The organism is Mycoplasma paraquilae, assembly GCF_048284415.1.
GTDB lineage: Bacteria > Bacillota_I > Bacilli_A > Mycoplasmatales > Metamycoplasmataceae > Mycoplasmopsis.
The window spans coordinates 35166-49269 of the sequence record NZ_JBLVZU010000005.1 but is presented as its reverse complement, the minus strand read 5'-3'; the positions used below and the strand labels follow the sequence as shown (position 1 = coordinate 49269).

Annotated in this window: 9 protein-coding genes; 8 read left to right on the top strand and 1 reads right to left on the bottom strand. The window is 29.7% G+C overall.

What is annotated here, in order from left to right; translation table 4 throughout:
* The first annotated feature begins 111 nt into the window (after positions 1–111).
* The 4 genes from deoD (at position 112) to ACNQ12_RS02900 (ending at position 8870) form a co-directional block, all read left to right on the top strand.
* The gene (gene deoD / locus ACNQ12_RS02915; RefSeq protein ID WP_416754153.1) at positions 112–816 is read left to right on the top strand and encodes a purine-nucleoside phosphorylase; all 705 of its coding nucleotides are present in this window, start codon (positions 112–114) and stop codon (positions 814–816) included.
* Positions 817–818: 2 nt separating this feature from the next.
* Positions 819–2114 carry a pyrimidine-nucleoside phosphorylase gene (locus tag ACNQ12_RS02910; protein WP_416754155.1) on the top strand — a complete coding sequence of 432 codons (1296 nt, stop codon included), beginning with the start codon at positions 819–821 and terminating at the stop codon, positions 2112–2114.
* Between the two features lie 23 nt (positions 2115–2137).
* Entirely contained in the window at positions 2138–2800 is a 663-nt protein-coding gene (deoC, locus tag ACNQ12_RS02905; protein WP_416754157.1) for a deoxyribose-phosphate aldolase, read from the top strand.
* Positions 2801–2915: 115 nt separating this feature from the next.
* Positions 2916–8870 carry a hypothetical protein gene (locus ACNQ12_RS02900; protein WP_418037173.1) on the top strand — a complete coding sequence of 1985 codons (5955 nt, stop codon included), beginning with the start codon at positions 2916–2918 and terminating at the stop codon, positions 8868–8870.
* Positions 8871–8878: 8 nt separating this feature from the next.
* Here ACNQ12_RS02900 and ACNQ12_RS02895 read toward each other — a convergent pair whose 3' ends face one another.
* Positions 8879–9862, bottom strand: a complete 984-nt coding sequence (locus ACNQ12_RS02895; RefSeq protein ID WP_418037171.1) for a TMEM164 family acyltransferase — start codon at positions 9860–9862, stop codon at positions 8879–8881.
* 380 nt (positions 9863–10242) lie between these two features.
* Here ACNQ12_RS02895 and ACNQ12_RS02890 point away from each other — a divergent pair, with 380 nt between their 5' ends.
* From ACNQ12_RS02890 to ACNQ12_RS02875, 4 genes are read left to right on the top strand one after another with little or no spacing between them, the layout of a single operon-like run.
* On the top strand, positions 10243–10677 hold the full coding sequence (locus tag ACNQ12_RS02890) for a division/cell wall cluster transcriptional repressor MraZ (RefSeq protein ID WP_418019109.1): 435 nt from the start codon (positions 10243–10245) through the stop codon (positions 10675–10677).
* The gene (gene rsmH / locus ACNQ12_RS02885) at positions 10664–11572 is read left to right on the top strand and encodes a 16S rRNA (cytosine(1402)-N(4))-methyltransferase RsmH (protein WP_418019482.1); all 909 of its coding nucleotides are present in this window, start codon (positions 10664–10666) and stop codon (positions 11570–11572) included. Before ACNQ12_RS02890 ends, rsmH begins: the two co-directional genes overlap by 14 nt.
* 33 nt (positions 11573–11605) lie before the next feature.
* Positions 11606–12799, top strand: a complete 1194-nt coding sequence (locus tag ACNQ12_RS02880) for an MAG3720 family protein (protein ID WP_416754165.1) — start codon at positions 11606–11608, stop codon at positions 12797–12799.
* Positions 12800–12808: 9 nt separating this feature from the next.
* Positions 12809–14059 (top strand): cell division protein FtsZ, encoded by a 1251-nt coding sequence (locus tag ACNQ12_RS02875; RefSeq protein WP_418019107.1) that lies wholly within the window; start codon positions 12809–12811, stop codon positions 14057–14059.
* Positions 14060–14104 lie beyond the last annotated feature (45 nt).

Genomic DNA, 14104 nt, shown 5'->3' with positions numbered 1-14104 from the left:
TAAAAATAAAGTTATTTATTTACGTTTGCGGTTGAAGTGTTAAAATTATATTGACTATTTAAAAGTCCAAATGTCATACATTTTAATTTAATTATTAGGAGGTTATTAATTATGACACCACACATTAATGCAAAAAAAGAAGATATTGCTAAAACAGTTATTATGCCAGGAGATCCATTAAGAGCAAAATTTATTGCTGAAACTTACTTAGACCCTGGATACAGACTAGTTAACACAGTTAGAAACATGTTTATGTTCACAGGTACATACAAAGGAAAACCAATCACAGTTGCTGCTAGTGGTATGGGATGTCCTTCAATTGGTATTTACTCATATGAACTATTCAAATTCTACGATGTTGATAGAATTATTAGAATTGGATCAGCTGGATCATACAAAGCTGATTTAGGATTATATGAAGTTGTTCTTGCTTCAGAAGCTGTTGCTGATGCTGATGCATTCAGAAGAATCGCTTTAGGTAAAGAAGGAAATGTTGCTTATCCTTCAACAAAATTAAATGAAGAAATTAAAGCTATTGCTAAAGAAAACGGAACACCACTTACAGTTGGTAGAGTTCACTCATCTGACGTATTTTACTCAGTAGTACCAGTTGAAAAGAGAATCGAAGACACACAAACAATTTGTGTTGAAATGGAATCATATGCATTATTCACAAATGCTGAAGCAACTGGAAAAGAAGCTGCTTGTTTATTAACAATTAGCGACAACATTATTACACACGAAGTAACATCAGCTGAAGAACGTCAATTCGCATTCACAAAAATGATGGAGATTGCTCTTAAATTAGCAAAATAATTATGCGTGTAGTAGATATAATCGAAAAAAAACGTTTAAACAAAGAATTAACTAATGAAGAAATTAAGTTCTTAATTACTTCATACGTTAAAAACGAAACACCAGATTACCAAATGAGTGCTTTCTTAATGGCAGTTATGTTTAATGGAATGTCATCAAGAGAAATTGCTACAATGACAAAATACATGATGCACTCTGGTGATGTTATTGACCTATCAGCTATTCCAGGAATTAAAGTCGATAAACACTCAACAGGTGGAATTGGAGATAAAACTACATTAGCTGTAGCACCAATTGTTGCAGCATGTGGAGCTCCAGTTGCTAAAATGAGTGGGCGTGGATTAGGACACACAGGTGGAACAATCGACAAACTTGAATCAATCCCTGGCTTTACAGTTGAAGTTAGTGAAAAAGACTTTATTGAACAAGTTAAAACACATGGTATTGCAGTTATTGGACAAAGTGCACAACTTGTTCCTGCTGACAAAAAATTATATGCTTTAAGAGACGTTACATCAACAGTTGAATCTATCCCTCTTATTGCATCATCTATCATGTCTAAAAAACTTGCTACTGGATCAAATGCTATTTTATTAGACGTGAAATGTGGTAACGGTGCATTCATGAAAAATCTTGAATCTGCTCGTCAATTAGCTCGTACAATGATCAATATCGGTAAAGAACTAAATGTTGATGTTAGAGCTGAAATCACAAACATGTCTAGACCAATCGGTAGAGAAATTGGAAATAAAAACGAAGTATTAGAAGCTATGTGAACTTTACAAGGTAAAGGACCACAAGATTTTAATGAATTAGTTTACTCTTCATGTGCAACAATATTAGAACAAGCTAAAATTGCTTCAAACCACGAAGAAGCCCTTGCAATGGTTAAAGAAGCTATTGAATCAGGTAGAGCATTAGACAAATTCTATGAATTTGTTACTGTTCAACATGGTGATGTAGAAGCTTTAAAATCTCCAACATTCTGAAACCCTAAATATAAATTAGAAGTTATTGCAGATCAAGAAGGATATTTAGAAATTTTTGATGCATTAACATTCGGAATTGTTTCAATGAAACTTGGAGCAGGTAGAAAAACTAAAGAAGATTCAATTGACTTTGAAGCTGGAATTACACTTAACAAGAAAACAAATGAAGAAGTTAAAAAAGGTGATGTATTATTCACACTTTACTCATCAAACCCAATTGATCTTGAATTAGTTGATGAGCTTAAGAATGGATACAAATTCAACCAAGCTAAAGTGGAAAATAAAATTATTTTAGACAAATTAAAATAAGAGAAAGAAAAAGGACAAAGATTATGAATTACAATAAAATGATCGACCACACATACTTAAAACCAGAAGCTACTAAAAAAGATATTGATAAATTAGTAGACGAAGCTATTAAATATGACTTTAAAACAGTTTGTGTAAACTCATCATGAGTTAAATATGTTGCTGAAAAATTACAAGGAACAGGTGTAGGAATTACATCAGTAGTTGGTTTCCCTCTAGGCGCAATGATTACTCAAGCTAAAGCTCATGAAGCTAAATTAGCTATCGAACATGGTGCAGATGAAATCGATATGGTAATTAACATTGGTAGATTTAAACAAGGTGATTACGAATACGTATTAAATGACATTAAAAAAGTTAAAGAAGCATGCGGATCACACGTATTAAAAGTTATTATCGAAACAGCTTTATTAACAGAAGATGAAATTAGAAAAGCTACAGAAATCGTTATGAAATCAGGAGCTGAATTTATTAAAACATCTACAGGATTTAGCTTTAGAGGTGCTAACTTAAATGACATCAAAATCATGAAAAGCGTATGTGGAGACACATTATTAATCAAAGCTGCAGGTGGAATTTCAAACATGGACGATTTAATTGCTATGTACGAAGCTGGAGCTACAAGATTTGGAACAAGTCGTTCAGTAGCAATTATTGAAGGAAAAGAATCTAAAGGTGGATATTAATAACCTTTCAAATGCCTAAAAAGGCATTTTTTCTTACTTTTTTTATATAAAAATAAATTTTTATATAAAAGATTAATATATTATAATAGTATAAAAAATTGAAATAGGGGAAAATATGAAGAAAAAAACAAAATTAATTTTAAAGGCCATGCCTATTCTACCATTACCATTTTTATCTTTAAGCATATTAGCTGCTAGCCCAACTGGGTCAGTATCTGTTTCAAATACTGAAATTTGAAAAGATAATAATTCAGCTTATGTTTATTTTGGGACACAATGAGCAGGCACAGAGTACCCAAAATATTATGGTAAATATCAAGCTAATCAATGAATGAAAGACGTGAATGAAAATAAAACCTTATTTCAAATGTCGCTTCCTGGTACACATGATTCAGGTGCTTGACAAGGGAATGGTCTTGCCTGAAATTTGGGATGGCGTTGAGGTCGTACTCAATCTATGAACTATACTCAGCAAATGAACGCAGGTATTAGAGCTTTTGATGTTAGAGCTGACTCAGATTTAAATATTAGACATGGAGCAACCTATTTAGACTCTAATTTTTCTAGAGTTTTAAATGATATTGTAAGTTTCTTAGATAAAAACCCAAGTGAATTTATTTTTTTAAGAGTTAAAGATGAATCAATGAATGTAAACAATGGTTGAGAAGCGCAAAAAGCAGCACAAAACTATTTAGCAGCTTTAAGTCAACCTAAAATATATGAAAAACTTTTTAACCCAACAGGATTGGATTATAGCAATCTTTCAACGGATGATTTTAAACTTAAAAACTTAAGAGGAAAAATTATTATTGCTAACTTTTGACACAACAAGGTTCAAAGCAAAATGTTTGATGTGCAAAATAATTACAAAGCCAATACATGATCTGGTGGTTTTAACTATTGACAAGCTATTCAAAGAAGTACAATGCAAGATAACTATGATGTAAGTGATTCACAGAAATATTCTGATGCTGTTAAATTTATGCCTTTAGCTAATGGCAATAGTTATGACTCGAGAATGCTATACTTAAATTTTTTCTCTGTTGCTAATGGATACCCATATAATTCTGCTTCAAACTTAAACCCTAAATTTAATGAAGTCTTATCAAAAAATGAGCAATATACTAAATTAGGTATTGTATACATGGACTATCCAGGGCCTGCAATTATTGAAAATGTTTTTAAAAGAAATTATTTTATAACTGATGAACAACTAAAACACAATTACATCAGCACTTGAAATACTAAATTCACTGCTTCAAACCCTTTAGTAAATGATAATCATCTCACAATTCAAGGGCAAAATTTAGCTGGCTATACAATTGAAATTAAACAAGGAGATAAAATAATCGCAAGCTTCACGGTGCCAGAAGGAACAACTAATCAATATACTGCTGAATTAAGTTCAAATTTATATTTTCCATTAAACGCCAATTACACCATTAATGCATATAGACTAACTCCAGGCAATGCATTTTATCAATCAAGGCAATATAATCAATTTAGTTACAACGTTAATGTGATAAATACTCCTCATAATCAAAATATTGAGGCATTAAAAACTCAGCTAAATGAATGAAAAGATAAAATAACACAAGCTTATGCCCCATCCAACTTACAAGCATATTTAAATACTGTTTATTTTGATGTTTTAAAAAATATTTTAAGACCTAATCATGATAATGAAACTAAATTAACTGACTTAAAGAATAAATTCATTCAAGATAGCAATAATATGGATAATTTAATTAAAGAATTAGAAGAATCATTTAGCACTAACACTTCTTTATTAGATAAACATAATGCCACTTTATCTTTAGTCCTTAATCCAAGCACTATTCAGGATTTAAAAGATAATTTACAAACAACTTTTAAAGAGCAACTTAATTCAAATATTTCAAACAGTACAATTAATTTTAATAATGTTAAACAATATATTCAAAACTATTTAAATATGAATAATTATTTAGCATTAGATGCTGATTTATATGCTGCAAGTGATAGATTAATGGGCCAAATCAAATCACATTTCCCTTATCAAAATTTAGGAATCGAAACTTGGCAAAATCAATTAACTAGTTACAAGACAAACTTAAGTGAATTAAATAGTAATTTTAATCAAAGTTATAACATTGCTACAGGAGTTAAAAAATTCGCTGATTTAAAAATTCAGCTTTCTTCTTATTCAAATGAACTTGACCAACTTTCGGAATTTATTTCTCATCTTAACGATCTTATTACTCAATATAAATTAACAGAACCTGAAGTTTTACTTTTTAGCACTCAAATTAAAGCTGGTATTGAAAACTTAACAAATATTCAAGAAATAGATGGTAATTTTAAAGAATATAGAAATCTTTTAGATAAAGCGCAAAACTTAGTTAGCCAAAATGACCAATTTAAAATTGATTATAAATTTAATGAATTCATGACCACAATAAGAGAGCTTTACTTAACAAACGTTGGGCAATTGGCCTCAGAATTAAGCGCTCAAGCTACTAAACCTATTACGCTTGATAGATTACAAAGTCAAATTAATCAAATTGAACCGCTAAAGCAAAAAATTATAAATCTTTATCAAAACGAGAAACTTATATATGACTTGCCTAATTTATTCAAATGGCAAAAACTAGGTTATATCAAAATGATAGCTAACTTAAATGGCTCAGATGTTCAAACAAAATTAGAACTTCTTTTAGGTAAAATTAAACAAATTAATGAATTAAACCCATTACAAGTCATTCAAGAAGAATTCTTAGCTCCATTAAATTCTGAAGTACGTAAATTATTAAACTTTGATCAAACTATAGACTTAGATCCTGATACATTTCTTGCTAAATTTAACAATATTTTAGAGTTAAGAAAAGCAACAATAGAATTAAAGCAATCTAAAAACTTACTTAATAATTTATCATCTGCCCTTGCTAATAGCAACATTCTTACAACTGAAAATAGTCAAGAACTATTTAAAACATTGCAAAATGCTAATAGTACACTTACAAATTCAGCTACTTTAGAAAAATATACTGAAGCCTTAGATAGCATTAACCAAATTAATGCATTAGTTACAACCAACTATAAGGAAGCAATAAACAAGCTATCAGCCAAAATAACATCTTCAAATAAGCTTTTTACATATCAAAAAAACTTATTGAACACACAAATTGATAATTCAGCACTCACAATCTCTAACATTAACAATTATGTTCAAGCGTTTAAAGAATTCACACAGTTTGAACAAGATAACTTGCCTGAACAAAAATTAGCTTCTTTAACTGCTTTATCATCTACTCAAAAGCAATCTCAATTGGTATTTTTAAATAAAGAGCAAAGTCTTGATAGCTTTAATATTGCGATGCAAAAAGCAAACGAATTTAATAATTTCTTAGAACTAATTAAAGCTTCATTTCAAAAATTAAATTATCAACAAGAAGATTACTATATTCATGCTACTCAAGAACAACAAGAACAAGTCAACTCATTGGCAACAGAATTTAATTCCCTTGCTGATTCTAGCTTAGAAAGTGATAAGATTCAAACGAAATATGATGAACTAGTTGATAGTTTAAATAATTTAAAACGAGATTACTTAGCAGCTAAAACAAATACCAATGAACTTATCAATCAGTTAAAAACTGCAATACAACAGATAGAAAAATTTAATGTGCCAGAATTTAATTCATATAAAGCAAATTATCTACAACAGGCACATAAATATTTAGAATTATTGCAAGATAGTTCTAAAACATTTAATGATAAAGTAAGCATTATAGCTTTAATCAGTAAGATTGATCACTTGTTGCAAGTAGCCCCTAGCTGAAAGAACACTTATGATCAGATTAATGTTTTAATTGCTAAAGGTCAAAATCAATTTAAACAAATTGCTTATGCTGTAGTCTTAAAAGAATTTAATAAAGTTGTTTCAGAAATTAAGAATTCTGATATTTATCAAGCTAGTGATCTGGAAAAACTCCAAACAAATTCATTGCTGCCCTTACTAACTAAAATTACTCAAGCCTTTCAACAAGGACTTCAACAATGTGCGGAAATAGATTTAAATAATAAAAAGCAAGAACTCACAAACGAGCTAAGTAGTGCTCTTGAAGCTATTTTGCCTAATGCAAAGCAACAAATTTTAAATCACCTCACGACTGAAATAAATCAAATTCATCAAAAAATCAATCAGCTTAAAAATATTCAAAATGCCAATGAAATCAAACAAGCAATTAATGCATTATCAAGCAATATTACTAGCGATAATTCATATGTTAATTCATATAATACTTTAGAAAACAAACTAAAGCAAGCTAAAAACAGTGCTGAGAATGAATATAATTCACCAGCTTATAGTGGCATGTTGGATGCTTATCAAGCAAGTCTGGATAAAATATCACAACAATTAAATTTCAATTTTAACCTCAATAGTTTAAATCAAGTTCAAGCAGAATTTACTAAATTTCAAACCGATGCAGTCAGTGAGAGAGAAAAGGCTCTTGAACAATATAATTTAGCTAAACAAAGTTATAATCAGGCCCTCAAAACACTGAGTGATTACGCTAATACACTAACAAATCCATTGTTTGATAACTTAGTAGCAAAGATCAAACAGTTCATTGCTCAACATCACCTAGATGAAATATTTGATACTTCTCAAATCAAACAACTAACTAGTCAGATTCAAGATGCACTAGTTTCATTCCAAAATCAAAATAAGGAAATAATTAAGCAAATTTTAGATGGCTTAAAAGAACAATTATCTAATGTTACAAAACAAATTAATCAAATCGAATTACCGCAATTAAAAATGCTTAAAGAAGACTTACTACAACAAAGCCATGTTATTAGCGCAAATCTTAATCCTTTAAACTTTACTTTAGAACAAAAAGCACCACTAGAAGGTCAAATTGAGCAATTACAAGCAACAATTCAACAAGTAAATAATATTCAACCAGAATATAAAACTTTATTGAGTACTATGCAGCAGTATCAAGCTAAAGCAACTGAATTTAATAAGCCAGAAAATCTAAAAATTATTGGTTCTTCATATTTAAATAAGTTGAAAAATATCAGTACTTTAGCGATATTTAATCCAAGAAAATTAAGTCAAGTTACAAAGGCAGCCATCTTAGATACAATTAATCAGATTAAACAAGCCTATGGTTCAGCTTTAGAAGAAAAGAAAGCCCTAGAAGCAAAACAAGTGCAATTGTCTCAAGAATTAAAATCTCTCTTCGCAATGCAAAATGGTATTACTGCTATAGTTGACCATAATAAAGTTAACTTTGACAAAATACAAAATCAAATAAATGGCTTAAATACTTTAAGCTACGCAAACACTATTAAGAATGAAATTCAAACATTAAAAGAAAGTGTTGCAAGTCAATTAGTATATGACAAAGCTTATAATGCAGCTAGAATAAATTTAGAAGAATTCTTGAATAAATCAAGCGAATTTACACTTCCTATCGAGAAAGAAATTAAAGATAATTATAAAAATCAGATCCATGATCTTGAGAACCAAATCCAATACAATTTCGATAATAATGAATTAAACATAATTCTTTCTAAAGCTAAAGTCGCATTTGAAACATTAAAAACAGAAGCTAGTTTACTGATTAAAAAATATCAAAATAGTCAAATACAAATTAATAAATTAGCTAATGCATTCAAACAATTATTAAAAGATAATGAAACTCAATTATCTAATGATAGTGAAAAAATTACAAACTTCATAGCTCAAGAAACTACTAAAGCAAATTCAAATAATTTAACTTTTGATAGCTTAGAAAACATTTATTCAGAGCTAGAAAACTATTATAATCAAGTTAAAAATTCATTAAAGAAAGATGTTGATAATACCAAGCCTGCTCCAATGCCAAATCCTTCAGATGAACCTAAACCTAAACCTACAGTTACAGAAAATAACCCAGATACACCATTAAATCCTGTACCTGAAGTTCATAATCAATCGGCTAATTCTCATGCAGCATTAGGTTGGTTAGCTTTATTAAGTATCCCAATAATTGGTATTCCGCTCTTTATAAAACTTAGAAAAAAATATAAAAAATAAAAAATCCGTTATGTACGGATTTTTTTGTAAGCTTTTCGTAATGATTCAACAAAGCCTTTTTCACTATTGGTGAGTGAAATAAATTTCTTTTCTTTATTAAAAGAGAAGGCGATTTTATCTTGTAGCTCAAATAAGAAAGCACTAGCAAAAAAGTACAATGAACCAAGAATTGACAAAGTAACCAAATTGATTGGTCAATGAAGTAGCGGACCAAGCAAATTAGAAAAACCATTATATTGATCCATTCCAGTGTAAAAGTAATTACTTTTTCATTCAATAGGTGCTAAAGCATCTGTAAAAGCATTTATAGTAAAGACTGTTAATAAGAAAGCTAAAAATATTTTACATTGAGTGATTACATCACTTACTGTCATTTTATATGGATATAAAACTGCAAACACAGAAACTGACACAATAATGAAGACATGCAGTCCCATAAGGTCATAAAAATAAACATTATTTCAAGCTACATAATAAGTTACATCTACCCCAGCTTGGAAACTTTGCCCATAAACTGTAAAAGTTTCTCTTGGAGTATAAACAATTTTAACATCTGGAATTGCTAAAGCAATAAAAGCTCCTAAATATGCTGCTGATGCAAAAAAACGTAAAGCTTTTGGCTTATTAAGTGCCAGCGTAATTCCTATACATAATCCGACCAAGCGACAAAAATGTAGCGGAATAGATTCTCATATTCTTGGATAGTGACTAAGCCCCATATTCAAAGAACGTAAAAACATTCCGATTAATAATAAAATTCCAGTTGCTCTTATTATAATTTCTTGAACTTTGGCAGAAGGTTTATTTCTTTGTCAAGAAGCTTGGATTTGTCTTTTAAACATTCATCATAAAATCACAAAAAGAACAGTTGCTATAAGACCTATTTTCATCAAAATTAAAGTAATTGATAGATTACTAACAAAGTTATTATCAGTACCTGTCCAAGATAAAAATGAATGTTTGAGATATCAGTACTTTTGTTCTAAATTCATTACTCCCTTTCGTAATAAGTTTCTTTATATTATATATGGAAAACATAAAATCCAAAATTGCTTATAACTTTCTTGCATTTATTTTTAAGCTACTTTGTTTTTTCCCACACTTCCCCAACTCAAAATGTGGAACAAAATTAATTTATTTCCACATTTTGAGTACAATAGCTAAAAAACGCCCATAAAATAAAAAAGCTTAAAAAAGAGAAATAAATATTCTTTTTTATAAACTTTTGCTTTTTTTACTTTAAAAAACGCAACTATATATAGTTTTTTCTACTACAAAAGGAAGCAAAAACCAAGAAAATTTTTAATTTTTTTTGCATTAGGGAATTATTAAATGGTAGAATTATGGTGGATAGTGGGAGGAAGTGGTAAATATGTACGGATCACAAACACGAAATATCGACGATAAAAACAGAGTAGTTTTACCTCCTGTTTTTAGAGATGAGCTCGGAAGCAAACTTTACATTACCATCGGATTTGATGGTAATGCAGAAGTACGTTCTCAAGAAGGTTTTCAATCATACATTGCGATGATTGAAAACAAATCTAGATTTGATGTCAAAACCAGAACATTAGCTAGATATATTTTTGGAAACACTTTCGAAGTGGTGCTTGATAACCAAAACAGAATTCCCCTACCTAAACCAATAATTGAAAAATTAACTATCCAAAAAGAAGTAATCTTTATCGGTGTGGGTTCAATTGTTGAACTCTGAGCTAAAGAAAAATATGATGAAATTCAAAATCAATATACAGTGGAGGATATGGCAGAATTAGCACAATTCTTGTCTCAAGATGTCTCAAAATAAATTACATTACTCAGTTATGCTAGACGAAACTATTGAGTCTTTAAATATAAAACCTAATGGTATTTATGTGGACTTAACTGTTGGAATGGGCGGACACTCTTCCGCTATTCTAGCCAAAATACCAAATGGAAAGCTAATTGCTTTTGATAAAGATGATTATGCTTTGGTTCAATCACAAATTAGATTAAGTCAAATTGCTTCCAATTTTATACTAGTTAAAAGTGACTTTAAAGATATTAAAGCTAAACTTCATGAGCTAGGTATATATAAAGTAGATGGTATTATTGCTGATTTAGGAATTTCATCACCTCAAATAGATCAAGCTGAGCGGGGATTTAGTTATAACAAAGATGCTAAATTAGATATGCGAATGAATCAACAACAAGAGCTAAGTGCTTATGATGTAGTAAATTCATACCCTGAAGAGAAATTAGCTGACATTTTATGAAAATACGCTGATGTAAAACTTAATAAAAAAGTTGCGAAAGCCATCGTAAATGCTAGACCAATTTCAACCACCATGCAGTTAGTTGATGTTGTTAAATCTGCTTATCCAGCAGCTTTATTAAGACAAAAAAATCCTGCTAAAGCAATCTTTCAAGCAATTAGAATTGAAGTTAACAATGAACTTGATTCACTTCACCAATTGTTACTTGATGCAACAGAATTATTAAATAAGGATGGAACATTAAGTATCATTACATTTCACTCCCTAGAAGATAAGATGGTTAAAGATTTTATTAAAGATTTAACCAAAAGTGATCTTCCAAGTAAGATGCCTGTTATGGAAGAAAAAAAATTCCTAATAAAACAGGTAAAACCTTCAAAACAAGAAATAGAAGAAAATAATCGCTCTCGAAGCGCAAAATTACGTGTAATAAAGAAATTAATTTAACACTATAAATTAAAAATTTAATAAGGAGTAGTTATGAAGAAGTATTTTATAAACTTTCACATTCGTACCAATGAATGTTCTTTTGCTTTCGTAAATAACACAAATGATAACTACTTAAATGTTAAATTAAATGCTAAAAATATTATTTCTTATTCACATTCTAGTGACTTAGTTTCTTGACATGATGCAATTATTGCTCAAGTTAAAGATATTGTCAAAAAAGATTTTGTGACATTAAACTATGTTTTTGATGATAATTTATTTCCTAATTTAGAACAAAAAATTATGGTTAATAAACTAAATTGTCAAAGTGCAAGTTATGACTCAAGAATTCTTGCTGAACTATTTACTCAAAAAAATGTCAAATTAACTAAAGCTAACGTAATTGAGGATTTCTTAACAAGTTTTCCAATTAATTACACCATGCAAAAAAATGAAATCATTAAGGAATATAAAGATATTCCTAAAAACCGTATAGCTGAAACTATCACTCAATATTTATCAGTTTTCAAAACAAATTTAATTCCAAATTCAATTAATGATTTTAAAGCGTTATTTTCAGCTAACATTCCAAATTGCCAAACAAATTACTTTTTACAAAGTCAAGTATTAGCAGCAAGCATGAAAAGTATCCCTACTTCAAGCCTAGTAGTGGATTTGCAAGCCGACTATATAGCTTTCTTTGTAGTTAAAAATGGAGCAATTTTAACCTATAAAAAATTGCCACTTGGTTACAATATACTTGATAACTTAGAAATTATTAAGTATGAAATTAAAAATAGAAACACAAATGATAACATTGAAGCGACAGAAGAATCATTAATTCCTATGTTAGAAGGAATTTCTCAAAGATATAGTGCATTCAAAAACTCCTTACTTAATGAATTATTAAAATACACTATGACAAGTTTCAAAAATCCTCTTATAAATCAATTAAGCCATATTGCATTTACTGGTCAACTTGCATGAATGGTTAAGAATATTGAAGAAACATTTTTTGCTCGTTTTAATGTACATAACATGACAATTCAAAGCCTTAACAATGATAACAACTTTAGATTATTTACTCTAGAAGATTCGATTTTAGAGCAAGTTGTTCTAATTACTAACGAACATAAAGTTGAATCAATACAAAATAACACAGTGCTAAGCAAAATTGATTACACTCACCCTAAAGCCAAAAATAACATATTAAGCAAACTATTTAGTAGATTTCACTTAAGATAGGAGATTACCATGAATAATGAATTCGACAATAATGCAGCATCATATAAAACAGCCATTTCCCTAAAGGTCATAGGGGTTGGTGGTGCTGGAAATAATGCAGTCAACATGATGTATGATGAAAATTTACCAAATGTAGACTTTATTGTTGCAAACACAGATCTTCAATCACTTGAAAAAAGTAAATGTACACATAAAGTTGCTTTAGGAAAAGAAAATCGTGGTTTTGGGGCTGGATCAGATCCTAAGCTTGGAGCAAAAGCAGTTGATGAATCAACTACAGAAGTCAAAGAAGCCTTAAAAGATGCTGATGTTGTAATTATTACTGCTGGATTTGGTGGCGGAACCGGTACAGGTGCCAGCCCCAAAATTGCTCAAATTGCAAAAGAAAGTGGTGCACTAACTATTGGTCTAGTTACTACACCATTTGTTTACGAAGGAAAAAATCGTATGCTAGTAGCACAAAATGGTATTGAACAACTTAAACAAGCTGTTGACTCTTACATTGTGCTTTCGAATGAAAAATTATCTGATGAAAATCCAGATGTACCATTTGCTGATTCTCTTAAATTATCAAACATAACCTTAAAAAATATTATTATGGCAATTCATGATGTTTTAAATCGTGTCGGTACAATTAACATTGATTTTGCTGACATTAAGCACACACTAAAAGATTCTGGTCTAACTATTGTTGGTATTGGACAAGCTGTTGGTGAAAATCGTGCTGAAAAAGCTGTTAAAAAAGCTTTCGAAACAAATCTATACGAATATGATATTAAGCATGCATCTAAGCTTTTAATCAACATCCAACACGACAAATTGGTCACAAACAAAGAAATTAGAAATGCTGTTTCTACTATACACGAAATTCTTTCAGGTCAAGATGGCTTTATCAATGATTGCAAAATTGGTCAAGAAATCGTTGAAACCGAAGATAACAAACAAATTTTCAAAGTTTCTATTATTGCCTCAGGTGTAGATGCAACTACAGCTGATGTGCAAGAAGAAAAGGCAACTTCTAAGATTGATGCAATTACAGACTTGCAACCTGAAATTGAAAATACCGAAGAAGTAATGCTTGAACAAGAAGAAGAAAATGAAATGATCAAAAATACTTTAGAAGCAGATTCAAATGCCTTGTTACATGCTACCGAGGAAGTTAAATATGCTCAAACTAAAGAATTAAACTCATATTTTGATATTGATGATACTTCATTAACAGATGAACAAGAAGAAACTAGTTGATTTATTTCAAAATAGTCGATGTTGCGAAGACTTGAAATACTTAACATTTTCCTTGTTAAC